The sequence below is a fragment of the Spirosoma sp. genome (genome assembly GCF_026391055.1).
Classification (GTDB): Bacteria; Bacteroidota; Bacteroidia; order Cytophagales; family Spirosomataceae; genus Spirosoma.
Window position 1 is genome coordinate 398,167 of sequence record NZ_JAPLET010000030.1, and the last position, 25,923, is coordinate 424,089.

The following is a 25,923-nucleotide window of genomic DNA, read 5'->3' on the forward strand; positions in this document are numbered from 1 at the left end:
TCACCCCCCCGTCGGGGTTGCACAATTACCCACATAGCCAATAACCCCGGACTAACGCCCGGGGTTATCTACTGTTAACCCTTTCAGGGTTGCAATTCGACACACTAAATCTCCGTACCTTCCTCAATCGGTTCTGGTACATGGTTCCCCGACGAATCCAGCGGAGCTGGGCGGGGACGTTTGCGGTTAACCAGGTAGAACAGGGGCGGGATGATCAGCGGGGCGAAAAACAGCGTCGTGGTCAGACCACCGATGATGACCGTCGCCAGGGGACGCTGCACATCGGAGCCGATACCGCTTGAGATAGCCGCTGGCACCAGACCGATGATCGCGACCACCATGATCGCCATAATGGCCCGAAACTGCTCCTGCGCCGTTTCGATGGTAACGTCCTTCAATGACTTTGAACTACTCATCAGGTTTCGGTTTAGCGCCGATACGAGCAAAACGCCCGCCATCACCGAAATACCGAAGATCGACACGAAGCCCACACCCGCCGATACGTTGAAATTATACCCCCGCAACAGTAAGGCTCCGATACCACCCGCCAGCGCAAACAGCAGACAGGTGAGTGTTAGTAGCGTATCGCGGACGTTGCCGTAGAGCATGAACAGAAACAAGAACACAACGACAATGGTCAGCGGGATAGAAATGGCCAGTTGACCGCCCGCTCGTTCAAGGTTTTCGTACTGACCGCCGTAAATGACGCTGTAGCCTTCGGGAATTTTCACGTGCTGGCGTACCTTCTCGCTGATCTCCTTCACAAATCCGCCTTGGTCGCGGCCACGAATGTTTGTTCTGACCGTCACCATCCGTTTGCCGTTGATCCGGTAAATATTCGTCTGGCCCTGCACATAATGGATATCGGCGAGTTCGCTCATGGGAATCAGCGCCCCTGTGGCCGAAGGCACCTGCAATAACCGAATCGCGTCGATACTACCCCGGCTTTCGGGGGTGAAGCGCACGACAATGTCATAGCGTTTCGCTTCATCGTAAATATTTCCGATAGCTTTACCGCCAATGGCCGCTTCGATCATGTTCTCGATTTCAGCCACGTTAATACCATAGCGGGCGGCCGCCGGGCGGTTAATATTGATCGCTAACTGGTCCTGTGGTCCCTCCTGCTCAATGTTTACCGATACGGCTCCGTTCATGCCTTTTACCAGAGCCGCAATGCTATCGGCTTTGGCCCGCATCAACGTCAGGTCATTCCCGACGACCGAGATAGCCAGGTCGGCCGCGCTGCCGGTCACGATTTCCATCACCTGATCGATGATGGGCTGACCCGATGAAAAGAACGCGCCCGGAAAGGCTTCCTGCAATTTGCTTTGCATAGAGCGCACAATTTCTTTTTTCGAAATCGTATCCGACCAGGTGCTGTAATCTTTCAGGCCCACCAGAATTTCGGTCCGGTCGGTGGGAAAGGGGTCGGTGCCGTCGTCGTTGCGCCCCGACTGGGTGATGACAAAACTGACCGGCTTATAACTGCTGATGATCTCCCGAATCTTGGGCGCAATCTTCGCATTTTCCTGAATCGTGATGCCCGACGGCATGAAGGCCCGCATGAAAATAGAGCCCTCGTCGAGTTCGGGCAGGAACTCCGTACCTAGTTTCAGACCAAAGCCAATCATGACCAGCACAACCGTCATACCCACACCCACAACGACTGCTGGTGCTTTGAACAGCGTCGATTTCAATAACCACTGATACCCCCTTTCCAACGGCGACAGCAGGAAATTTTTATGCTCTTTTAGCGGCTTGCCATCCGGTGCGAGTGCCTTACGGAAAGCGAACGAAATGAGCACCGGAATAATCGTCAGAGCACAAATCAACGAGCCAATTACCGCAAAGGATAACGTCAGCGCCATTGGACTGAACAGTTTACCTTCAACCCGCTGCATCAGTAGAATGGGCATATAAGCCAGAATAATGATAGTGACGGAGAAGAAAATCTCCCGCGCCACTTCCCCTGCCGAGCGGGCCGTCACGTTCACGATACCCTGATTTCGGTCGGCTGGGCCGGAAGATCGGTATCGCCTGATGAGGTGTTCGGCCATTACACTGGCTCCGTCTACGATGATTCCGAAGTCGATAGCGCCCAACGACAGTAGGTTGGCCGGAATACCGACTAGTTTCATCAGGATAAACGCGAACAGCAGCGAAAACGGAATGGTGACTGTTACGACTAGAGCCGCCCGCAGGCTACCCAGAAACAACACGAGCAGAATGGCAACAATCGAAATCCCTTCGATAAGCGTATGCGCCACCGTTTCCAGCGAGTGGTCGATCAAAAAGCCCCGGTCGTACAGTATTCGCAGATGAACCCCTTTGGGCAATTCGCGGGCTTCGAGGTCGGCGATTTTCTCCTTGAGTAACTCCAGCACCTCGCTTGGGTTCTCACCCCGACGCAGCAGAACTATCCCTTCGGTAGCCCCAACCACGTCCAGCTTTTCGTCCGGAATCCGATAGCCTAAAATACCCGATGGCGAAGGCGGATTGATTTCGACGCTGGCCACGTCGCGCACCAGAACGGGCACGCCCTCATTGGCCTTCAGGACAATGTTCTGTACATCGTCGGGCGATTTAAGTGCACCCAGTCCCCGCACGGCAAAACCCTGTCCACCGCGCGAAATGACGTTGCCACCCGTGTTCTGGTTGTTTTTCTGAACGGCATCAATCACATCCTGCAAGGTCAGACTGAACTTGCGGAGCTTGGCCGGATCCGGTATGACTTGATACTGCTTGATAGGCCCACCGAAAGTCGTTACATCGGCCAGACCGGGAACCTGGAGCAGTTGCGGGATGATTACCCAATCCTGCAAATCGCGCAGTTGCATGGGCGTCATGCTGGCCGGAGCTTCAATGACATAGCGATAGATTTCACCGACAGCGGTTGTCAGCGGGGCCAGTTCGGGTGCGACGCCATCAGGCAGTTGCGCGCCCGTGAGCCGTTCCATAACCTGCTGGCGGGCGAAGTAATCGGTAACGGTTTCGTCAAAGTTCAACTGCACGACAGATAACCCAAAGATCGTCCGCGACCGGCGATCCGTAACGTGCGGTACGCTGTTGAGTACCCGCTCGATAGGGATCGTCACCTGTTGTTCCACTTCCTCAGCCGCGCGGCCATCGTATTTGGCAATCACAATGACGTTGGTATCGGCAATATCGGGGTACGCTTCAATCTTCAGCAGTTTGAAGCACCATAACCCCAGCCCCATAATCGCCACCGCAAGACCAACGATGACCCAGCGGTTTTTGAGGGAGAATATTATTAGTTTCTGAATCATTTCGTTTCGTCTAGGCCAAGCTCCCGCTTGGCCCAGACATCAATACCCAAAGCTTAAGCCTTTCAGTTGCAGAACGTTGGCCGTAACTACCTGGTCGCTTTCTTTCAAGCCGTTTTGCACCACCACCCGGTCTTCCCGCTGCTGGCCGAGTTCGACCGGTCGCCGTTCGATCACCTGAGGAGCGGTTCGGACAAAGACGTAATCGCGTCCCTGTACGGTTACGATGGCATCGCGCGAGACGGTTATATATTGTCCTGACTCTTTTATCCCAAATTCGGCGGTGGCAAACATGCCCGCTTTCAGTCGTCCATCTGGGTTAGCTACGGAAATACGCAGCTTTATCTGGCGGGTGGTGTTATCCACATAATCATTTACATTGTCGATCCGACCGGCAAACCGCTCGTTCGGAAAAGCAGTGAAGTTTAACGTACAGTTTATTCCGCGCCGAATGCTGCCAAACTGATTCTCCGGAATTTCGCAGACAACCAGAATGGTGTTGGGCCGTGCGGTACGCAGCGCTTCGGGGTCGAAACCCGCCAGTTTAAGCGTTGCTTCGTCCGAAATAATGGCGGCTTCTTCGTTGGCCAGTTGGGTTTGCGCTTCGATCACCTCCTTGCCCGAAGCGGCCCCGTGTGCCTGTAAATCCTTCACCCGTTCCAGATTGCCACGCTCCGTCTGAATATTGATCCGGTGTTGCAAAATGGCTGTATAGTTATCGGACAGGCCCGAATCATCGAATAACACAAGCCGCTCCGCCGGATTTTCACTTGACCGCACCACCATGGCCGCTACGTGACCAGGAGCCGAAAATTCGGTATGGATAGCTCCCGAACGAGCAGGCTGCGTCGAGAATGCTCGCATCATCACCGAATCCGGAAAGCTGATACGGACGCCATCGGTACTGATGGTTGGGCGGGGCGGAGCCGTAATAACCGGCTTGGGCTTGTTTTTGCAGGCAACCGTCAGGAGAGCCAGTAAGACTACAGAATGAAATTTCATACTCAGTACGTGTTGATTTGCCCGGTTGCGTACAGCAGCCGGACGTAGTTTTGGCGGTGTGTATAAAGGGCTTGGTAATAGGCGGTTTGGGTATCGAACCACGACGTTTGGGCCTGAAGCAGGTCAATTAGAGTGGTGGCTCCACGCAAATAGGCATAGCGGACAGACGCCAGCACGCGGTCGGCATCGCGCCGGATACCTACATAGCGGTCGATGTTCTGACGACTGGTGGCAAAGGACTGATAAGCCGTTTCTACCTCCGACCGTATCCGTGCCTGTACCAGTTTAGTGGCCTGCCCGGCCTGTTCCTGTAATACCCTCGACTTCTGTATTTCACCCTGATTGCGGCTATAGACCGGCAATTCGAGGGTCAGGAAAACGCCTGCGTAGGGCACGGCATTCTGGGGGTTCCAGATCAAGCCCGCTTCGTTACGAGGTTTGGCCAGTACTTGCTGAAGGTCGACATTACGCCGGGCCGTTTCCAAATTGGCTTCGGCCACACGCACGTCGGTTCGGGACGTAGCCGCGATCCGCAACAGGCTGTCGGCGCTGGCGGTTATCGTCGGGTACAGGCTCAGCGGGTTTGTAAAAGCAGGACTGATAATGGAGTCATTCAGCGCCACATTGATGCTATCGGCCACACCAACCACGAGCCGCAGTTCGTTCAGTCGGTTGCGTACGTCCTGCTGGGCCGTGCGGGTCTGGATGTCGTACTGATCCGATATAAGTTGTGTCCGGGTAAGGTCGGTTTCGGTAATGACCAGATTTTTAAGCCGTACCTTATTCAGTTGCACCAGTGTGTCGACGTTAGCCTTAGCCCGCTGGAGCAGCGCCAGTTGTACACGTGCATACCACGCATCGAGGTACCGGTTAGCCGCATCGAACAGTATGCCCCGCTCGGTTTCGGCCACGCTCTGCACTGCCAGATTGGTACTGGCTTCGGCAAAGCGGTTTCGATACAACCGTTTGTTATGAATATCGAATTCCTTCGTAGCCTGAAGCCAGAACTGCCGGCGCTGACGGTTCAGCACGCTAACCCCTTCAGCGCCGGGCATCGGGACTGATACACCCGCTGGTTGCGCCAGTTGAAAAAGGGTCTGATTGTTTAAAACCGGGTTTGGCCGCAAGTTGGCCGTTACCTGATCGGCCTGAGCCGCATTGACGTTTAACCGTTCAACACGCAAAGCCGGACTATTTTCGCGTACCTGCTGCAGCGTTTGCCGCAAGGTAAGCGTCGTCTGGGCAGATGCCATGAAACCGGCACCCATACACCCAAGATATAGGGTTAATTTTCGCAGATTCATTCGTTGTCAGGGCCTCAATAGGCTAACACTTCAGGTGCCCTAAAACGGTAAAATTGCGATTAAAACACTGTAAAATAGCAATTAAAAAATAGTTAAATATACTTAGTCGCAAAATAAGGTTGACCTATGAGGCAAGGACCCTAACGATCTCAGTAATCTGTTTACCAGATTGTTTCCTGCGAAAACAGCCTGTTTGTTACTTACGTTTATCAGCTTTCCCAAACTTCGTTCCGAAGAAATCGCCTTTGTTCCAAACCGGGCGCTGGTCGGCCTGAGCGGTTAGATAGCCGACCAGAAATTGCAGTTGGGCATGTTTGCCTGCCGCATTGAAGTCGAATGGCTGGTTCATGTCATCCTGTGGAGTGTGGTAGATAGTGGCCCGCCAGTCGAGGTTCAGTTTGGTTCCGTTGAGGTCGGGATTACCCGTTTGCGAACCACTTTTGATGAACAGCGCCGGAATGCCCTGCCGTACAAAGCTGAAGTGATCACTGCGCATAAATACGGTTTGCTCAGGGATCGGATCAGGACTAATGCCTACTCCCAGAAACCCGGCGGCTTGCCTAACCGGGGTATTCAGGCTCGAATGCTCCGCGCCATAGGGGACAATATCGAGCAGCGGATGGAAGAAAAACGGCATATCCAGCGTCGAATTGGCCACGATATTGCTCTTCGGCACGGTCGGGTTACTGGCGAAATAATCCGAACCCAGCAGTCCCATTTCTTCTCCGGTAACACCCACAAACAAAATCGAACGACGGGGCGCTTTGGGCAGTGAGGCAAATAAGCGGGCCGTTTCGAGGTTGATGGCCACACCCGATGCGTTGTCGTGGGCACCGTTATTAATCGAATCACCTTTCACGACCCGACCAATGCCCAGGTGATCTAGGTGGGCGACGAACACGACGTACTCATTTTTCAGTACCGGGTCGGAGCCGGGTAACATCGCCACCAGATTCAGTCCGGCTACGTCCTCCACCACATCGGTCTGCGCTTTCATATGTACCGACACATTGAGCGGGAATGCCTGAGGCACATTTTTCTGCGCCTTGGCAAACATCTCCCGGATGGGGGTGCCCGCATTAGCAAAGAGCAGCCGGGCGGTTGAATCACTCAGCGAAGCCGAAGCCTGTATACCCGGGTAGGTACGCTGCGGATGTCCCTGCTTATCCACCCAACGATACACACCCTGCCGGGCGCGGGGTGCTGCCGTTTCAATACGGTTACGCAAGTCGGTAGGCAGATTGAACGCCAGCGTACCAATGGCCCCGTGCGCCACGGCGTTCTCGGCTTTGGCCGACGAATAATACGCCCGCTGGTTGGATGGAAAAGTAGACGGTGCCCCGTTCAGGAAGGCGACAATTTTCCCTTTTACGTCGATGCCGGTATAATCATCGTACCCCAGTTCGGGCGCGGTAACGCCAAAGCCGACAAACACGACCGGAGCGGTAAGATCACTGGTGGCATGATCGGGCGCTGGGCTGTAAATAAACTGTTTCCCGTAGGCAAGGGATTGCTCCTTTCCATTAAAAATCAGCGCCAGCGTACTATTATCCTCGCGCACAGCCCACCGCCGAAGCGGTACATTCTGCTTGTAGGTATTATTTTCTCCGGCGGGTTTCAGGCCAAGGGCTTTAAACTGTGCCATCACATACTCGGCCGCCATGGCAAAACCCGGTGTTCCGGGCTTGCGGCCTTTCAACGAGTCGTTTGCCAGAATACGCATGTGGTTACGAATGGCGTCGGGCCGTACGGTCTGAACAACGCGCTGGGCATCGGCTGGAATATCACTTGACTGAGCCGTGGCTGCATGAGCAGCAAACAGACTACACAGAAGAGAAAGAGAAAAACGCATGTTGGCGGAGTGACGAAAACAGAACAAATAGCTAAAATAAGCGACGGTTCGCCCAGATCAAACTTTACCGTCACTTCCGTGGTATATAGTGATTAAATGATTCAACGGAGTAAACGATTGTATCTTCGCCCCACAAAGGAACACAGCCGGTATTCACTTCTTGAGATATGTGTCTCAACTGATCGATCATGAATAAAATCCCCGTACTTATTGACTGCGACCCCGGCCACGATGATGCTGTGATGTTACTGCTGGCATTTGGCAGCGGCCTGTTCGATATCAAAGCGATTACCAGCTCGGCGGGAAACCAAACGCAGGAAAAAACGCTCAAAAACGTGATGCGTATTATCGAGTTGATTGGTGCCGATATTCCGGTCTACCGGGGAGCCGACAAACCCCTTTTTCGCAAGCTGATCATCGCCGACAATGTTCACGGTGAAATGGGAATGGATGGCCCTGTATTGCCCGAACCAACCTTACAGCACCAACCGCTGTCGGCAATTGAAGCGATGGCGCAGATTTTGGCCAGGAGTGACGAGAAAATAACCATCGTTCCAACCGGCCCGCTCACCAACATTGCTACATTTCTGCTGGCTTACCCGCACCTCAAACCGAAGATCGAACGTATCTCGCTGATGGGGGGCGGAGCTTTCCGGGGAAATATTACCCCCACGGCCGAATTCAATATCTTCGTCGACCCCGAAGCGGCCGCCATCGTGTTCAAGTCGGGCGTTCCGATTACTATGTGCGGACTCGATGTGACGCATAAAGCGCTGGTCTTTCAGGAAGACATTGACCGATTCAGAGCCATTGGCAATAAGTCGGGTAAGGTGGTGGCCGAGCTGATGGATTTCTTTTCGATCTATTACCGGCGCGAACGTCCCGAGCTGGAAGGTGGGGCCGCCCTTCACGATCCCTGTGCCATCGCGTGGCTGATCGACCCGTCGATGTTCACAACCAAACTCTGTTATGTCGATGTGGAAGTGGCCGGTACGTTAACGGCTGGCACCACAGTTGTCGATTTCTTCAATGTGCTGAAGCAAGCGCCAAACGTCGATTTTGTGTATGACATCGACCGGGCGAAATACATCCAACTGATTTACGACGCCGTGAAGGTGCTGCCGTAAAGTGTTTTTTGACAAGGTTAACATGATTGACTAAGCTCGTGTGGTGTCAGTTTCTCAAAACTGACACCATAGCTGGCCACGGTCTCATGGCCATCGACAATCAAAACCAGGGTCTGCGCACTTTAAACGACCGTTTCAGGCCGCTGATGAGCAGCAGTGCCCCTAATATTCCGAAAATGAGGGCCAGCGTGGTTATGCCCAGGATGGCGAATACCACGGCTACCAGAATGACGAATACCGACGCTTTCAGCTTCCAGCTGATGCGCTGCCACCAGTTTAGCTCGGGACGTAGTTTCATGCCCAGACTCTGCCGAATCTGATTCCCTAACTTCAATTTTTTCTTGGGCTTTGGTCCCGGCTGCTGATCGGTTGTACGCGTTTCCAGTACCGACAGTAGTGTATTAACCCGCTGCATCCGGTGTTCTATACGGTTGGCCGTCGTTTGTCCAGATTGTACAGTCCGGCTGGCGACGGCAGGGCTTGCCGGATTTGGCACCTGAGCCATTGGCATAGTCGATTGCTCTCCTTCCTCTACCAAAAGGGAGTTTGTCTGCTCAATAGAAACCTCACCCGTTGGGGCAACATCCGTTGGGGCAACATCCGTTGGGGCAACATCCGTTGAGGCAACATCCGTTGGGGCAACATCCGTTGGCTTATGTTCTTTACTCTCCGCTCTTTTTGTGACGAGCCTGGAAGCCGCCGGGTGCGCTGTTGGTTGAAAATACGCCACGGGACGCTGGCAGGACGAAAAGAAAAGGCATGACGCAGCAGCAAACAGGGCAATGGTGTTCCTCATCAGGTTAAGGGTTGTTCGAACGTAATCGGCAAAACGCAAAATCCTCTTTACAACGAACTGTACAGGGTGGTTAATATGATTTGTCGGAAAACTTTCATGTAGTACCGACGGTTCGACGCATCGACGGTCAGTACTTTACAAAACGTTACTACAGGTATGAAGAACAGCTGATTTGCCTGTACGGGGCAAGCTTTTCTCAAATCTGTTTATGAGTCGACTCTTGTTCCTTTCACCGCTTATCCTGCATTCGAATCGTTTTGCCAACGAACAAGGCCCCGAAGGCTGTAACTATGACGAAGCTAAAGTGGGTACCTAAACCCTGCCCGATCCACTAAAAAACGAGCCTGGGAAAGAGGTTAAGGCCAAAGCTGACTGGCGCAACCGGCGGGCCAAACGCCTAAACCTGTTTGCTGAAAATGGATATGGTCAAATAACCGCCAACCCCGTTAAGCTGCATTTTCAGACAACTTCGGTCGATGCCTCAGCGCTGAATGGGCTGGCTGTCCATAAACAGGTGCCCATTTTCTTCGACGCTGTTTATAAAAACAAGGCAACGGAAAGGCCCGATGCTGGTACGGCGAAACCGTTGCCCGAATAAACACCAGCTTTTCGCACTGGTTTGCCCCTCAACACAAAACCTATAACAAACGCGTAACCGACTTACCCGTCGATCAGCACGAGCAGCTACTGGCCCTTGTCGCTCAACGACCGCTGTACATGGCCAGTGCTGACGGCGGACCAATGGTCGGACCTGAAGGGGGAGCTTCTGGGTGCGCTTCATACCAAACCGGTTTACCAGTTGTACGGCAAAGCCGGGCTGGGTACAACATCTTTTCCGGCCGTTGATAAACCCATTGGTAAAACCGTTCGCTACTATGACCGAACCGAAAAACATGATGTAACGGATTACGATTGGGAGCAATACCTGCGCTTTGCGGATGAATTAGTCCGATAGGTCTGCCTACCTTTACGGTATGATTCACGAAAATGACCCACGACCCTGGCAGGTCGAGCAATCGGAATACATCCACAATCTACCGTGGTTCACCGTTCGGAAAGACGCCATCCGCATGAAAAATGGCGGGACCATTCCCAATTATTTTGTCTTTGAATACCCTAGCTGGATTAATGTCGTTGCCGTCACAACCGACAATCAACTGGTCTTGATCCGGCAATATCGCCATGCCATTGCGGGGGTTCACTATGAACTCTGCGCGGGTGTGGTCGACCCGAATGAAGAACCGCTCGTAGCCGCCCAGCGCGAATTGCTGGAAGAAACGGGTTTTGGTGGCGGTGAGTGGAAATTGCTCATGACGCTTTCGGCCAATCCGGGCACGCATTCCAACGTAACCTACGCTTATCTAGCCACGGGTGTCGAGCTGAAACAGGCCCAACAGCTGGAGTCGACGGAAGAGATAACCGTACACATTGTCTCACCCGAACGGGCACTGGAAATCATCAACACAGGCGAGATGATGCAGTCGCTGCACCTGGCCCCTTTGTTGAAATACCTCCTAAACCGCACGGGCGGCCCTGCGGGATTCTAGCAAGATTTAAAAGATTAAATAAGATTGATGACATAAACGATGATGTACAAGATACTATAATACAGCAGTTGATGCGAACATTCATGTAATCTATTGATAGCCCTTAGCGTCGACAAATTGATTACACCCGTATCTTTGTTGTCCCAAAATTCATCAGCATCTACTATCCTTACTGCTATTACCTAATGGTATTGCTCTCAATGAGTCAATGTCATTAATCTTGAAAATCCTTCAAATCTTGTTAAAATCTCGGTTGTGATAATACCCCTCGCCCAACGCGCTGACCAAACGCAGGAATATTATTTTTCAGTAAAACTGGCCGAAGTTCGTCGTTTACTGGCGGCTGGCCATGATATTATTAACCTAGGCATTGGTAACCCCGATCTGATGCCTTCGGCCAATACAATTGATGCGTTGATCAAGTCGGCGCAGCAACCGACTTCGCACGGCTATCAACCGTATAAAGGCACGCCGGGGATGCGGCAGGCCATTGCCAATTTTTACCGGCATACCTACGGCGTCGCGCTTGAGCCGGACACCGAAATTCTGCCGCTGATCGGTTCAAAAGAAGGCATTACGCATATTTCGTTAACGTTTCTGAATGAGGGCGATGGCGTGCTGGTTCCTGAACTGGGCTACCCCGCCTACCGGGCAGTAAGCGCGATGGTGGGCGCAACCGTCCGCGAATACCCGCTGCTGGAACATGGCGGCTGGCAACCTGACTGGGAAGCTCTGACCGATTTAGTGTCGGCCAACCCGACGAAAATTCTATGGATGAACTACCCGCACATGCCCACTGGCGCACCGGCTACCCGTGCCCTGTTTGAGCGGGCGGTTCGTTTTGCCCACGACCATAAACTTCTGCTTGGCCACGATAACCCATATAGCCTGATCCTCAACAAAAAAGCACCGATTAGTCTGCTCTCCATTGATGGCGCTAAAGACGTGGCTATTGAGTTGAACTCCCTCAGCAAGTCGCACAACATGGCGGGCTGGCGGATTGGCTGGATGGCAGGCGCCAAAGCCTACGTGGATGCCGTGCTAACCATCAAAAGTAACGTCGACTCAGGGCAGTTTAAGCCCCTGATGGACGCGGCTACCGAAGCGCTCACCAATTCCGACGACTGGCATCGGGAACGCAATGCCGTGTATCAGGGGCGGCTGGATGCCATTCACGCGTTTCTGGATACACTGGGCTGCACCTACTCCACCGATCAGGAGGGTCTGTTCATTTGGGCCAAACTCCCCGACTCGGTAGCATCTGCGGAAGATCTGGTCAACGACCTGCTCGTTTCCAAACATGTGTTCATTGCCCCCGGCTTTATTTTCGGGCCAAAAGGAAATCGGTACGTGCGGGTGTCGCTGTGTATGCCGAAGGAGCGTATTGAAGAGGCAATAAGACGGCTAAACCCGGATTGGTATAATTGACCTGATAGACTATGATTTTATTTCTTTGATTCGGTTGTTTCTAATGATCAGGCCTTTATGTATCCTGATCTGAATAACTTTGTTTTTGCGGTGATCTACTATTGATTGCAGCCAATTGAAGCAATCTGTAGACAATCACATAGATAATAAAGTCAGAATGTAAATACTCCGAATTAACCGAACTGATTATCAGCTTTCGAACGAGTAGCAGCACTATATAACAGCTCATAAAATCACAAACCAAGTTATTATTCAGCTAATCATAGCCTGGCAGCAAAGCATAATTAGGCTATTATTCAGCTGATCATAGCCTGTTAAAAAAATCATAAAAATCCCGGTTCAGATGGTTGTCAGTATAATTGGAATAGGCTTACTCGGCGGCTCGTTTGCGCTGGCCGTTCGTGAAAAATACCCGAAAATGCGGTTCATCGGTGTCGATACATCGCCCGTAAATGGACAGTTGGCAATGGCAAAAGGCATTGTAGACGACGTAATGCCTTTACCCGAAGCCATTGCCCAAAGCACACTGGTCGTACTGGCAACACCTGTCAATGTCATCATCGACATGCTGCCCGCCGTTCTCGATCACCTGCCGCCGGGGGCAACCGTCCTGGATCTGGGCTCCACTAAAGGGCTTATTTGCGACGTGGCCGATGCCCATCCCAAACGGGCCCAGTTCGTAGCCGCTCACCCTATGGCAGGTACCGAAAACTCTGGACCGGGGGCCGCCTTCAAAGAACTTTTGTTTGGTAAAAACCTCATCATCTGCGACCGCGAAAAAAGTCACCCCGACAGCCTTACCCTTGCCGAAAGCCTGTTTCGGGATGTGGGCATGAAGTTGTTTTACATGAATCCACAGGAGCATGATTTGCACCTCGCCTACGTATCGCATCTGAGCCACGTGAGTGCCTTTGCCCTTGGCCTGACGGTACTGGAAAAAGAAAAAGACGAGCAGGCCATCTTCGACATGGCCAGTACCGGCTTCAGTTCTACGGTGCGGCTGGCCAAAAGCTCGCCCGCCATGTGGGCACCTATCTTCGACCAGAACCGGCAAAACGTATCGCAGGCGCTGGCCGATTACATCGACTTCTTGCAGCAGTTCAAGCAAATCATCGACGATCAGGACGTAACCAATTCTCTCGATTTCATGCAGCGGGCCAACGTCATCCGGCGCGTACTGGATGGGATTGAGAAACGGTAACATCACAAAAACTTGATAATGCAACTTATCCAAAACGTGTTTCTGTTAGTTACTATACAGTATTTAGGAAATCAGTATCCTGACTGCTTATTCAACAACAAGAAACACTCATGCAAGCAAGCGATCAACAACCCGCTCTACAGGCCGGTACAATTACTATCGGTGGCGATTTAACCGTTAACAGAATGGCTTACGGAGCCATGCGCATCACCGGCGACGGCATCTGGGGACCACCTAAAGACCACGATGAAGCCATTCGGGTGCTGCGCCGTACCCTCGAACTGGGCATCAACTTTATCGACACTGCCGACAGTTACGGCCCGCACGTATCGGAAGAACTAATTGCCGAAGCCCTGCACCCCTACCCGGATGGTCTGGTTATCGGAACAAAAGGTGGTTTGCTGCGCACAGGCCCGAACCAATGGCCGGTCGATGGGAGCCGCAAACACCTCGAAGAAGCCCTGAACGGCAGCCTGAAACGCCTGAAATTAGACCGGATTGACCTGTATCAGCTTCACCGCTTCGATGATAAAGTACCCTCTGAGGAATTCCTCGGTTTTTTGAAAGAAGCCCAGCAACAAGGTAAAATCCGGCATATTGGTTTGTCGGAAGTTGGCATCGAGCAGATTGAAGAGGCCAAACAATATTTCGAGGTTGTTTCTGTTCAGAACATGTACAACTTCGGGCAGCAACGCTGGAATAATGTACTGAAATACTGCGAGCAGAACAACATCGCCTTTATCCCCTGGTACCCACTCAATGCCGGTGATGTAGCCGCCGAAAATGCGATTAAAAAAGTTGCAGAACGCCACGGTGCTACAGATTATCAGGTCGCGCTAGCCTGGTTACTGGCTGCATCACCAGTCATGTTGCCCATTGCCGGAACCTCATCCGTAAAACACCTGGAAGAGAATATTAAAGCGGCTACCATTAAGCTGACGGATGAAGATTTTCAGGATATGCCCTTACCTAAGTAAGCATCAGTCGTTGACTAAAAATATTGTTTAGAAACTATCTAAACTAATTCATGCGTTGTATCTTTGTTCATCCATTTAGAGCAACGGTGAGTAAGGACGTAACGACAACACTTCAGGAAGTATTCCGCACTGATAAAGGTGCTGTTTATCAGTGCGATACCAGTAATCGATTGGTACTGGAATTCTGGGATACACATACCTATCTATCGGCTCGCGATTTTGCCCAGTTCCGGCGCATGGTCCAAACGGTCGACCTTAGGCAAATGGCATTAAGCACAGCCGCAGCCGACGATGTTGAAATCCTGACACTGCCCCGTTCTGAGCGGTGTTATGTGCTCACCCTTTGTGAGGTCGTGCATTTGCGGGAATTGCTTGCCGGTGCCCGGCTTATGCTGGAGCTGAACTCAATGTTGCGGGAATGCGGCTGTTCAATGACTAATTACGTTTAATAGACTTTACCTCAGGTTTTCTACAATTGAACCGACTGTTTAACAACAGTCGGTTTTTTTTCGTTGTTTTGTTACCATAAATTTCTCACCGCAAACAGTCACTCATTATGAAAGACTTGGCACGATTACGCAGTTCCGTAAAGGAAAGCGTTGAGCTGGCACTGAACCAGCAGATACAGATGGAAATGATTTCATCGTCGAAATACCTGGCCATGGCTGGCTGGTGCGACCGCAATGGTCTCGACCACTGTGCAGGCTTCTTTTACAACCAGTCGGAAGAAGAACGGAAGCACGGCATGAAGCTCTTTCATTACCTGTGCGACCAGGGCGGCACGGCTTTTTCGCCCGAGATTCCAGCCGTCAGTCAGGAGTTCGATACACTTCGTTCGGTGTTTGAAGGTGCCCTCGATCAGGAGATTGCCGTAACGGATTCCATTAATCGAATCATTGGCATTTGCCGTCGGGAAGGTGATTACGCAACCGAAGAGCTGCTGAAATGGTACGTGAAGGAACAAATGGAAGAGGAATACATTGCCCGTCGCTGCCTCGAACTCATCGACCAGATTCCATCGGATCAGGTTTACTACCTCGACAAAAAACTAGCCAGCGTTACCTACGACGGCAATCCCTTCGAGTAATTGCTTCGTTAGCCGGATATATGCAAAACCCACCCATTTAAGGTGGGTTTTTGCGCTAAAATGGCTTCAACAAACGCCATATCTCCAAGATATAGCGTTTGTTGAAGCCATTTTCTCACTTTAGTATCTGGCTTCCATCCGGTTGATACAGATATCGGAACGTATAATATCGGGCTACATTGGTCGACGTTGGTGTTATTGCCCCCCCCTGATAATAGCTTAGTATTTCCATCTTGGCGTACTTGCCATCGCCCGTGCGAATGATCAGTACTTTGCCGGGTATGGCCGAAATAATATTTGTCGTCGGCTCGTAATTGTACCAGCCTTTACCCGAGCTTGCCGTTATAGCCAGTTGCGTAGCACTTTGGTCCTGTGCAAACGTAGCCGACGCGGGCACCGTGGATATTTCATCAAACGTTCCCGTATGCACGTAAGCGCCCCCCTGCCCGGTACGGATTGCGCCACCGTTTACAATAATCATTGTTCCCCGAAAGCCAACGTCCCATTTATTCGTTGCCGAATCGGTGTTCGCGACCTGTTTATTGTCTTTGAAACTGAACAGGGTGAATTTACCGGTTGCAGCAACCGGCTGTTGCCCGCTGGCCGACGTCATGCTGGTTGGATCGGCAGCTAAATCCCGGACGGTCGTAGCCGTTAAAGGTTGTACCACAACCGGATTATCTTCACTGTTGCAGGAAATGAAAGCGGTGCTCAGGCAAACCGCCAGAAGTACATAATAAATACGCATAATTGATTGATTTGTTGGTAAATAGGGATTAAGTAAGTGTATCACATTGCAATCCGGCCTTCGTCAGCAGGCGAATGACATCCGTTTCGGTAAGGGATTCAGATTCGACCCGGAGCACACAGTCTTCCAGGTCGATGCTCCAGCGGCAGATGGTCCGGAGCTTGCATAACCGGCAGGCCGCCCGATGCACCCGTTCGTCGGTGTTGATGTTAGTTCGAAAAGCAAGGACGTTCATACCGTAAAGGGGTTAATTGCGGGCGTTTCGCAATACCTCGAACCAGTGTAGCCGTGCCACTGCCCTGCTTAGCATTTTCCGCAGTTCGAGAAGTTCGTGAACCCGGAAGCTGAACGTCAGAAAGCGGGATGGTGTGCTCAAGTGGATGCGCTCTTCGTACGGATGCGCTTCGAAATAAGCGGATGTATCGATACTGCGAACATTCCACTCCAGAGCCAAAAAATCCTCATAACACAGCCATTGCGTGATATTATTAAACTCCAGCGTTATGTTGTACTCGTCCTGGCTGAGTGAAGTAACCGGGTCGGCATGGTCGGACTTCAGCCGATCGTAAAGGGTAATGCGGCCATGGGCAGAATCGGATAAAAGATGACACTGGCAGTTCATAAGCAGTGAGCGTTTGGGGTTTACAATAATTTTTATGATTTCTACAGTTCCTTACATCAGGCCTTCCAGGCCCACCGCAGGGTTGTGTACCAAAGCCGCCCGGCCAGGTTGGGTATATAAGCCGGGTCGGTGTAACCCGTAAGGTTGTCGATACCGGCTTGTAACGTAATTGACTTCCACGTTTTGGCCGCCGACAGGTTATAGAGCATATACCCCTGGACGTACTCGGCATCGGAATCCAGAATCAGGTTGCCGTCACGATCGGCAAAGCCGTAGCGCCCTCGGTAAATAGCGCGCAATGAGGCCGAAAAGCCTTTTTTGGGCTGCTCATAAAAAAACTTCAGGTTAGTCATGTGTCGGGAGCGGTTGAACAAGCCGCCGTATTCGGCTGGCCTCACCCGCTCACTCGCCAGCGTTTCGGGATTGCGTCGGTAAACCGTTCCGGCCTTTATTCTGCCTATAATCGATTTGTCTTTGGCAACAAGGTACTGGTAGCCGCCACTAAGCGTTAGGTAGCCGGTACCAACGGCCCAGCGCCAGCTACTTTCCAGTTCGGCCCCCTGCGTAAATACCCGGTTCAGGTTGTTGTAGCTGAATACATTCTGCCCATTCGTTTTGCGGGCAATCACCTGCGTTTCAATCAAGTCACGAACGTCGTTACGAAACAAATTCAGACTCACCGTCAGGGGTAGCTCCGGCGACTTAAGCTGCGCCCCCAGGTTATAGGCCACCGACCGTTCGGCACGGATGGCCGACAACCGGGCGGGGTCGAGCACAATGTCGGCAATCTGCCCCTGCTGCCTCAGGCGGGCGATCCCGGCGGCTGCCTCCTGCGTTCCAAAGACACTGTACCCAGCTACGGCATTATCGAAGTTTAGGTACAGTTGCCGAAAATCGGGGGCTTTAAAGCCAACCCCTACACTGCCCCGCAAAGCAATGCCTGAACTCAGTGCGTACCGGGCCGACAGCTTAGGGCTAAACTGACTGGCATACTGGCTGTGGGCATCGTAGCGTCCACCGGCAATAACCGTCCAGCGAAGCGTGGGCATCCATTCATACTGCACGAAACCATAGGTGGTGTTGAACTGCTTCCGGTCGGTGTAACGGGTTGCTTCGACCGTTTCGGCAATGAAGCCGGTGCCCAGGATCAGTATATTCTTTGGATTGAAAATCCGTTCGGTTACAACTTCCGGACGATTGAATGTCTGCCGGAAAAAGCTGGCATCGTAAGCTTCCTGACCGGCCGTGTAGCGCAGGTTCGTTTCGGTTAAATAACCGGTTCGGTAGAATCGGTAGGTCATTTTCCAATCCGGCCTGAGCTGTTGCGTCAGAACCGGGTTCAGGGAATAATCACGAACCGTTCCGAGGCCCGACACCTGCGTAGTCTGACCAACGATGAACGCATTAGACTGGTTCTCGGTGAAAAAGCGCCCCGACACCGATAACTTTAGGGTTGGCGACAGCGTGTATGTAAGTCGGCCGCTGCCGGTATAATTGGTGAACGGCGCCACAGTCTGGCTTCCTTCCATGAGGGAATAGCCCACCGACTGATACCGATTCCCAAAGGCATAAACGCTCAGTTTACCCGATTGGCCAACCGCCCACTGTTTGGTAATATCCCCCGAAAAATCGCTGGTTTTGTTCGCTCCGTAGCGTGCCGACAAGCTGCCTTTAGCCCGCATATCTGTTTCGCCGGGCGTTTGGGTAATGATGTTTACCACACCCGCCAGCGCTTCGGAACCATACAGGCTGGATGACGGTCCCTTAACCACTTCGATCTGTTTAATATTACCAACGGCGAGCCGCGTCAGGTCGAGTGTTCCCGCCGTTCGCCCCACGACGGGTTCACCATCGACCAGAATCAGGGTGTAATCGGGCCCGAAGCCCTGCACCTGAATTCCCTGTCCGTGATCCGTAACAACGGCCAACCCCGTCTGTTCGCGCAACACATCGTTGAGCCGCAGACTGCCCATCTGCTGAATCTGTTTCCCGCTAATCACCGTAACCGGCAAGGGCAGTGCACCCATGGGCCGCTCTGCACGCGTTGCCGTAACCACAACCTCATCGATAGGTCTGGCTTTGAGGGTATCCTTCGGCGCTGGCTGCATAAGCGATAGCGTAAGTAGTATAAACAAAGACATAGCAACGGTTGTAAAGCCTCTCAAGCGCAGAGCCACTCGGCTGGCATCGGCTGAATCGATGTCACAAACGTAGACTCTATTTAGAATTTGTCCAAACAAATACCTATTTTATTTGTAAAGATTCTAAATAACAATACCTTTGCTGCATCGCTACATAACTATAAAACCTGTCTTTCTTATGCGCTCATCGTTTATACTACCCGTTTTTTTACTGACAATTGGTTTGCTGAAGGCACAGCAAACACCAAAGGCTGAAGACATTGCGGCAATTAAGAGCCAATGCGGTTGTCATGATGTTAGCTTTCTATACGCCGAGACGTTTGCCCCGGATAAAAACTACGTGTTCAAAGACAGATACACGGCCAAAGGCACCGAGCTGGTTCTCGTCGATGAACAGGTTGGCCCTGCCAATCGCCCGACGAAACTGGTTATTCAGCACTTACTCGTAGTAGGCGATTCGATGGTGATCAAGCACTGGCGGGAAGACTGGGAGTTTCAGAATACAAGCCTGCTCAGGTTCGATCAGAATGCTACCTGGAAACGGGTGAAGCTAACGCCCGAGCAGGCTAAAGGTCAATGGACTCAGAAAGTCTTTGAAGTTGACGACAGCCCCCGATATGAAGGCTCGGCCACCTGGGTGCATGTCGATGGGCGCACTTATTGGGAAAGTACGGTCGATGCGCCCCTCCCCCGCCGTGAATACACCAAACGGACAGATTACAACGTAATGCGCCGAACCAACCACCACGAAATCCGCCCGGACGGCTACATCCACGAACAGGACAACGACAAAATCATTCGTTCCGAAGCAGGCGACCAGTTGCTGGCTTCTGAAAAAGGACTGAACACCTACCAGCGTACGGACGACGCAAAATGCAAAGTGGCGAAAGAATGGTGGACAAAGAACCGGGCCTACTGGGTCGATGTCCGCAACGTATGGAGTGAAGTGCTGGCTAATCGAAGCACTGTAGCGTTGAAGGGTCAGGTTAAAGGTCAGGTGCTGGGACGTGAGCTGGATGAGCTGGCCGAGACAACCCAAAAAGCAACTTATAATTCAGTCTCAAGCCGGCAGCTCATCCGGCAGACGATCGAGAAATATTTGAAGTAACATCAATCATCAATGTGTCGGCCCGTCCTGTCGGGTATAATTAAACTGGGTGCTACTGTTCGGAGCTGTAGTACCCATTTTTTTGTACGCAGCCAAACGGGAAGAAGGCTATCTATCGAATCAGTAAACGCGTTATTCAGCTGGATTAAAGTGCTTGACAGTTAAACACAAAGGCAGAGAAAGATGATTTTATGCATATATTGCATTCAGCTGAATGTACCGTTTGTATAGCCAACATCCTTAACGCCAGACACCCTGAACACGTCCAGACAAACTCCACCGGCTCCAGGTGATTATTACGGCACCGTCTACAAAGGCGGCCTTATTGTGCCGATCCTGACGATTATTATACTTGTCGTGATTCTTTGGTGGTTTTTGAGAAAACGCAAATGACCGCAGTTAAAAAGGGGCCACTTACGAAATAGATTTTCAACCATTCCTCCTGATATACCTGACCATTGGCGTTCGGCATCACATTAAGCCGGGCTCCAAGCTTCGGGAAGCTACTGATCAAATTCAGCCCGGATACCCCCTCCTGTTTCTTCACTGATTTAACATAAAGTAAACATATAACTATTTACATCTATTTGTGCATAGGTTATTGTAGTTTTAGACTTTTTTCAGCAAACCAGAAATTAGCACCTACCTACATGGATGCGAATGATTCACCTGAATTACTCGAGGCTGTGTTAGCCAATTCGCTTACAAACATATATGCGGCTAACGCGATACGACACCCCGAGTCCGGGCAAATTATCGATTTCCAGATTGTACTGGCAAACCCCACCTTTAGAGAACGAAGCGGGTATACCGGCAATCAGTTACGAAGCCAGAGCCTGTTGACCCTCTATCCGGAATGGGCTCAATCATCCCTGTTGGAACGGTTCATAGAGGTAGTCGAAACGCGTCAGGTATTTCGAGGAGAGGAATATTCCTCCAACTCAACCGGCTCCTTCTGGTACGATTTATCACTGAGTCCGTTCGGGGATGGCCTGGTAGTAAATTTCATAGACAGTACTGCCAGATACCGAGAGCAGCAACTTGTCCAAGAGCAGGCCCGACAGCTTCAGGCTACTCTGGATGGATCTATAGGCAGCATTCTGGCTATGACCGCTATTCGCAATGCACAAGGACAGATTACTGACTTCTGGATGGATAAGGCCAACCAGGCTGTTGAACGTAGCTTAGGGAAGACACCCGCCGAACTGGAAGGCCGTACGCTGTTAAGCGTGTATCCGGGTAATGTAGAAAGCGGCTTTTTTGCGCTTTATGCCAAAGCCGCCGACACCGGGGAGTTACAACAGGCAACGCTACATTACACTGACGTCAATGGCTATCAGGGCTGGTTTGAGGCCTCGGCTGTCCGGTACGCCCCGGATAAAATTGTGCTCACGTTTATGAACGTGACTGATTATAAGCAAACCGAAGTGGTGATGCGACAGCAGGCCGACCTACTGCAAAGTGTGCTGAATGCGACCCTGAATACGGTCGCTACTTATCAGGCCGTCCGCGACCCGATGAACCGAATCGTGGATTTTCGGTTTACGATGGCCAATCAGGCCGCCCTGGAGGTGGTCAACCTAACGGCTGAGGAACTGCATGTCAGAACCTTGCTGGAAGTAAGTCCTGACCTTGTCAATAGCGAGGTGTTTAACCAATACGTCGCAGTGGTTGAAACCGGCCTGCCGGTAACGTTTGAACGCTATCGACAGGGACGCTGGTTTTTGGCGAACGCCGTCCGCTTTGGCCAGGACGGGCTACTGACGTCTTCCCTTGATATTACGTTGTTGAAGCAGGCCCAGCTTCAGGTTGAGCAACTCAACCAACAGCTTCAACAACGTAACGCCAGCCTTGACCAGTTTGCCGCCGTAGCCAGCCACGACCTACAGGAGCCGCTCCGCAAAATCAAGTCATTCGGCGATATCCTTCTGGACCAGTACGCCCCCAAGCTGGGTGATGGCGTAGGTTTGCTGACCCGGATGCAGTCGGCGGCCGACCGAATGCAAACACTCATCCGATCTCTACTGGCGTATTCGCGTTTGTCGCAGGAACAGCATACTACTTTTCAGCCTGTCGATCTAAACCGCGTAGTTGCCGAAGTGATAAATGACCTGGAAGTGGCCATTCAAGAGAAAGAGGCCGTTCTGGAACTGGGTGACTTACCGACGATACCTGGAGATGCACTTCAGCTACGACAGGTATTCCAGAATCTACTGAGCAATGCGCTGAAGTTTACTAAACCGGGCCGCTTACCCAAAGTCATACTACGAGCCCAGCCACTGAGGGACAACAAACTTGCGGAAGAGACTGGGCTGGCTCCTGGCTCTTACTGGCAGATTACGGTAACTGACAATGGCATTGGTTTCGGAGATGAGTATCGGCAGCAAATCTTCGGTGCCTTTGAACGGCTCCACAGTAAAAGTAGTGTATATGGGGGCACGGGGATCGGCCTGGCCATTGTGCGCAAGGTAATGGAAAATCATCAGGGGGGCGTAACAGCCCACTCAAGCGAGGATGAAGGGGCTGTGTTTACGCTCTTTCTTCCAGTTGAGGCCAGTTAGCCTGACTTTACGAACTACTACAGGAATACCGCATTAACCAAATTTATCAGGCAAACGCAGGTAAATCAGGTTTTATACTAAAAGATTTTTAACAATTTCCTTTTACGGCTTCACCACTTTTAGCGTCTGACTCTCGTTTTGGGTACTGACCCGGATAAAGTAAACGCCCGTAGCTTTACCCAGTGGTAATGAGTACGCTTCAACATCGGTAGCCCGCTCAATCTCTTTCGTGAGCAACTGGTTTCCTTTAGCGTCGGTCACGATAACTTTCAATCGCCCTCCTCCGGCGCTCCTCACGCTAATATCAGCCTTGTCACCCAGGGCGGGGTTTCCCAGCAAAGTAACCACCAAAGGCGTGTTGCCTTTACCAGCAGCAGGCTCTTCAATTGCCAGCGTTAGGGGTGGCCGCCAGTCGGGCAGTTCATCACGCGTAATCACATCCTTGTCGGTGAAGACCACTTTAAGCAAATCGAGGGGTTGTTTTTTGATATAATCCGTTCCGGTCCAGACCGCAAACCACGACCACCACGTACCAAACCCCCGAATTTTATCCGGGTTAGGCAGATTACCGGTTTCGGATAAGGTCACGAGTTTCTTCCCGTTCAGTTGCGATTGCGCACTACTCCAGTTGCCGCTCATGTTGGCCGTCGGGTCGGTATAGATATCCATCCCGACGATGTCAACATATTGATCGCCCGGATACCAGTCGGCCTTGAACGTATCGGTGGCGGTATATACCCAGATCAGGTTGTGGAGTTGGTGGTAGTTGGTCAGGCGGTCGTACAGAATACGCCAGAGTTCCTTCAGTGGCCCGGCACCCTTGGCACCCCACCAAAACCAACCGCCGGAGGCTTCGTGCAGCGGTCGCCAGAGGACGGGCACATCGGCCGCCTGGAATTTCTTTAGTTGAAGGGCAATAGCGTCAATGTCGTGCAGGATGAGCTGGTAGCGTTCGCCTTGTTTATCGGCCAGCACAGCGGCAATGTCGAATGTGGTAGCGTCGGTATAAAAACCGCGCCACCAGAGTTTATCGGGTGCCTGATTGATGAGATCGGTGGGCGCGTTCCAGTGCCACATCAGGCTAATGATACCCCGCCCGTCGCCTTTTTTCGCCCATTTTATAATGTCCTCGCTGTTCCGCTGGGGCTTCGACCCAAACTGAACCCGGCTTGGTGAGTACTCGATCAGATCGAACGAGCCGATGGCCGGTTCTTTGCCCGTCTTTTCCAGAATATACTCGACATCGTCCTGCTGACCGGAAATCACTTTACTACCATACTGATCGACCAGATACGAGAACAGGCCCTTTGTCGATAACGTAGCCTGAGCATCGACAAGCGTTTTAGACGGTTTGACGGGCAGTACTGCCGCTGTTGATGTTAGTAAAAGGTAATCGATATCAAAATAGCCCCAGCCCCGGTATATGGTAATGGTATTCGTACCTTCATTTAGCAGAAACTTGCCCAACCCGGCGGTGGTAAACCCGGCAGACGTTTGTTTCAGCGTACCGCTCCCCCGCTCGTCGTTGACCTGGAAGTCAATTCCTTTATCCCCGTAGGGAGAAGCATAGCCAATAGCCAGTTCGTACAATCCGGCGGGTGCACTGACCGTCAGAACGACCTTATCGGTTGCATTATCCAGCCCCGTTACATAACCCGTTCCAGAAAAACCCGGATTAGTCGAAGCTACCTGAACACCGGTCAACTCACCCAGTTCAGCCTCAACTTTTATGGGACCGGGAGCTGACAAAGCGTTAACAAAAAAACCAGAAATCAGCCATATGGGCAAAAAAAAAGGGATTGCTCCCTTTGGACGACGTATCGCCCGGTTTAACAAATTGAGTAAAGCCGGAATCATGAAAAGGAAAGGGTATAGGAATAGTCGTAAAGCAAATTACCCCACAGCAGTGGCCGACCGTCCCAGCCCCTCCCCTAAAAAAGGGAAGGGCCGGGGGTGGGGTAGCTCACTCAAAATTTATCATCAATTACTTCACAAGCAGAAGATCGTCGAAGTAGAATGTCTCGTCTTGCTTGTCGGGTCCTTGAATGCGGAAGCCAACCTGGGTCAGCGTTTTGCCGGGTGCCCAGAAGTCGATGTCCGACAGTTTGAGCTTAAAGTAATTCCAGACGCCCGCTTTCACATTGATCTTATTTTTCTCGTCGAACCCGCCAAAACCGGCTTTGCTGGCGTCGGTGGTCAGGTAGAGTGAGTAGTCGGCCGATGCGCCTTTGATCCAGCCCGTAACGTAAGTGTAATCAGCCGAATAGGCCAGCGCCGAACCCGACCAGTTGGCGAAACCGATCAAATGCCAGTTCCCTTTCTGGAAAGTCTTGCTTACCGAAGCAGTTCCGGTCTTAAACTCTTTCGCAGACACCGCCCCGGCATCGCCCCAGGACCCATCCTGGAAGCCGGTACCATAAGCATCCGCAAAGACCTTGTACGCCATGTCCATGTTCACGAATTCTTGCTTGGTACGCATACGGCCTGTGCCGTTAACAATTGTCAGGGTGCCGCGTGTGAGTGCGGAGGCTGGCATTTTAACTACCAGTTGTTTTTGCGATTTCGACACGATGGTGGCCGCATCCGAAATACCTTTTACAGAGTCAGCAAAAGCCACCGACGATACATCGTCCAGATTGTTGCCAGTCAGCGTGATCTCGGAACCTTTGGCGAAATCGTAGTTCGATACGTCGGCGACTGTGGCGTAGGCCAGCACTTTAAAGTCCACCGAAACCGACTGTCCAGCACTGTTGGTGAAGGTCACCTTCTGTTTACCACCCAAAGCCTCGGTAGGAACGCGGAAAATAAGGGCGTTATCGGTGTTGAGCGTTGGCTGGAAACCAGCCGGTACGCTATTTTTTTCAAAGACAATTGTCCGAATGTCGCCGAGGCCGGAACCAGTCAGTGTAACCGTAGAACCACCCGCTGCGGAATCAGGCGTAAACGCCTTTGCTACGGGGTTTCCGGGGGCAATTTGTGGACTTCCGTCCGTATCTTTTTCGCAGGAGGTCATCACGAAGCTGGTCAGCCCCGCCACTAATACCATACCCACGATTTTATTAACTCTAGTGAAGTTCATGTTAACTATGTTTTACGGTTAAAGTGTACCTGTTCAGGTTAGTTGCTATTGTGTCTTCT

21 protein-coding genes are annotated in these 25,923 nt (G+C 51.8%); 10 read left to right on the top strand and 11 right to left on the bottom strand.

From position 1 onward, the window contains the following. Positions 1 to 104: 104 nt before the first annotated feature. The 4 genes from NT073_RS30690 to NT073_RS30705 all read right to left on the bottom strand — a co-directional run bounded on the left by NT073_RS30690 (position 105) and on the right by NT073_RS30705 (position 7,442). Positions 105 to 3,287 carry a CusA/CzcA family heavy metal efflux RND transporter gene (locus tag NT073_RS30690; RefSeq protein WP_297381801.1) on the bottom strand — a complete coding sequence of 1,061 codons (3,183 nt, stop codon included), beginning with the start codon at positions 3,285 to 3,287 and terminating at the stop codon, positions 105 to 107. A 39-nt stretch (positions 3,288 to 3,326) separates the two neighbouring features. After that, positions 3,327 to 4,286, bottom strand: a complete 960-nt coding sequence (locus NT073_RS30695) for an efflux RND transporter periplasmic adaptor subunit (RefSeq protein WP_297381803.1) — start codon at positions 4,284 to 4,286, stop codon at positions 3,327 to 3,329. A 2-nt stretch (positions 4,287 to 4,288) separates the two neighbouring features. Further along, a complete protein-coding gene (locus NT073_RS30700) occupies positions 4,289 to 5,590 on the bottom strand; it encodes a TolC family protein (protein WP_297381805.1) in 1,302 nt (433 codons plus the stop codon). A 196-nt stretch (positions 5,591 to 5,786) separates the two neighbouring features. Beyond that, a complete protein-coding gene (locus tag NT073_RS30705; RefSeq protein WP_297381807.1) occupies positions 5,787 to 7,442 on the bottom strand; it encodes a M28 family peptidase in 1,656 nt (551 codons plus the stop codon). A 188-nt stretch (positions 7,443 to 7,630) separates the two neighbouring features. On the opposite strand from NT073_RS30705, the gene NT073_RS30710 reads away from it, so the two are divergent. After that, entirely contained in the window at positions 7,631 to 8,569 is a 939-nt protein-coding gene (locus NT073_RS30710) for a nucleoside hydrolase (RefSeq protein WP_297381809.1), read from the top strand. A gap of 100 nt (positions 8,570 to 8,669) precedes the next feature. On the opposite strand, the gene NT073_RS30715 is transcribed toward NT073_RS30710, so the two are convergent. Next, positions 8,670 to 9,365: a hypothetical protein gene (locus tag NT073_RS30715; RefSeq protein ID WP_297381811.1), complete on the bottom strand. Its 696-nt coding sequence runs from the start codon at positions 9,363 to 9,365 to the stop codon at positions 8,670 to 8,672. Positions 9,366 to 10,059: 694 nt separating this feature from the next. On the opposite strand from NT073_RS30715, the gene NT073_RS30720 reads away from it, so the two are divergent. The 7 genes from NT073_RS30720 (at position 10,060) to NT073_RS30750 (ending at position 15,605) form a co-directional block, all read left to right on the top strand. Continuing rightward, on the top strand, positions 10,060 to 10,320 hold the full coding sequence (locus tag NT073_RS30720) for a hypothetical protein (protein ID WP_297381812.1): 261 nt from the start codon (positions 10,060 to 10,062) through the stop codon (positions 10,318 to 10,320). A 19-nt stretch (positions 10,321 to 10,339) separates the two neighbouring features. Further along, positions 10,340 to 10,912 (top strand): NUDIX hydrolase, encoded by a 573-nt coding sequence (locus NT073_RS30725; protein ID WP_297381813.1) that lies wholly within the window; start codon positions 10,340 to 10,342, stop codon positions 10,910 to 10,912. 255 nt (positions 10,913 to 11,167) lie between these two features. Beyond that, positions 11,168 to 12,340 carry an aminotransferase class I/II-fold pyridoxal phosphate-dependent enzyme gene (locus tag NT073_RS30730; protein ID WP_297381815.1) on the top strand — a complete coding sequence of 391 codons (1,173 nt, stop codon included), beginning with the start codon at positions 11,168 to 11,170 and terminating at the stop codon, positions 12,338 to 12,340. Positions 12,341 to 12,683: 343 nt separating this feature from the next. After that, complete coding sequence (locus tag NT073_RS30735) at positions 12,684 to 13,541, top strand: prephenate dehydrogenase (protein ID WP_297381817.1); 858 nt, start codon at positions 12,684 to 12,686, stop codon at positions 13,539 to 13,541. 110 nt (positions 13,542 to 13,651) lie between these two features. Continuing rightward, complete coding sequence (locus NT073_RS30740; RefSeq protein ID WP_297381819.1) at positions 13,652 to 14,518, top strand: aldo/keto reductase; 867 nt, start codon at positions 13,652 to 13,654, stop codon at positions 14,516 to 14,518. Positions 14,519 to 14,568: 50 nt separating this feature from the next. Next, complete coding sequence (locus NT073_RS30745) at positions 14,569 to 14,967, top strand: hypothetical protein (protein ID WP_297381821.1); 399 nt, start codon at positions 14,569 to 14,571, stop codon at positions 14,965 to 14,967. Positions 14,968 to 15,074: 107 nt separating this feature from the next. Continuing rightward, positions 15,075 to 15,605, top strand: coding sequence for a ferritin (locus NT073_RS30750; protein ID WP_012930978.1), 531 nt, complete (start codon positions 15,075 to 15,077; stop codon positions 15,603 to 15,605). Between the two features lie 115 nt (positions 15,606 to 15,720). Here NT073_RS30750 and NT073_RS30755 read toward each other — a convergent pair whose 3' ends face one another. Genes NT073_RS30755 through NT073_RS30770 form a run of 4 tightly spaced genes read right to left on the bottom strand, consistent with a single transcriptional unit; the run spans position 15,721 to position 19,083 of the window. Further along, positions 15,721 to 16,353, bottom strand: a complete 633-nt coding sequence (locus tag NT073_RS30755; protein ID WP_297381824.1) for an HmuY family protein — start codon at positions 16,351 to 16,353, stop codon at positions 15,721 to 15,723. Positions 16,354 to 16,381: 28 nt separating this feature from the next. Beyond that, the gene (locus tag NT073_RS30760) at positions 16,382 to 16,588 is read right to left on the bottom strand and encodes a hypothetical protein (protein ID WP_297381826.1); all 207 of its coding nucleotides are present in this window, start codon (positions 16,586 to 16,588) and stop codon (positions 16,382 to 16,384) included. A gap of 12 nt (positions 16,589 to 16,600) precedes the next feature. Continuing rightward, positions 16,601 to 16,975: a hypothetical protein gene (locus NT073_RS30765; RefSeq protein ID WP_297381827.1), complete on the bottom strand. Its 375-nt coding sequence runs from the start codon at positions 16,973 to 16,975 to the stop codon at positions 16,601 to 16,603. 56 nt (positions 16,976 to 17,031) lie between these two features. Further along, positions 17,032 to 19,083, bottom strand: coding sequence for a TonB-dependent receptor (locus tag NT073_RS30770; RefSeq protein ID WP_297381829.1), 2,052 nt, complete (start codon positions 19,081 to 19,083; stop codon positions 17,032 to 17,034). Positions 19,084 to 19,294: 211 nt separating this feature from the next. Between NT073_RS30770 and NT073_RS30775 the strand changes: the two genes are divergently transcribed. Both NT073_RS30775 and NT073_RS30780 read left to right on the top strand, forming a co-directional pair. After that, on the top strand, positions 19,295 to 20,224 hold the full coding sequence (locus tag NT073_RS30775; RefSeq protein ID WP_297381831.1) for a DUF6607 family protein: 930 nt from the start codon (positions 19,295 to 19,297) through the stop codon (positions 20,222 to 20,224). Positions 20,225 to 20,874: 650 nt separating this feature from the next. Then, positions 20,875 to 22,785 carry an ATP-binding protein gene (locus tag NT073_RS30780; RefSeq protein WP_297381833.1) on the top strand — a complete coding sequence of 637 codons (1,911 nt, stop codon included), beginning with the start codon at positions 20,875 to 20,877 and terminating at the stop codon, positions 22,783 to 22,785. Positions 22,786 to 22,887: 102 nt separating this feature from the next. On the opposite strand, the gene NT073_RS30785 is transcribed toward NT073_RS30780, so the two are convergent. Both NT073_RS30785 and NT073_RS30790 read right to left on the bottom strand, forming a co-directional pair. After that, positions 22,888 to 24,534, bottom strand: a complete 1,647-nt coding sequence (locus NT073_RS30785) for a glycosyl hydrolase (RefSeq protein ID WP_297381834.1) — start codon at positions 24,532 to 24,534, stop codon at positions 22,888 to 22,890. A gap of 235 nt (positions 24,535 to 24,769) precedes the next feature. Then, positions 24,770 to 25,864, bottom strand: a complete 1,095-nt coding sequence (locus NT073_RS30790; RefSeq protein WP_297381835.1) for a cell shape determination protein CcmA — start codon at positions 25,862 to 25,864, stop codon at positions 24,770 to 24,772. Positions 25,865 to 25,923 lie beyond the last annotated feature (59 nt).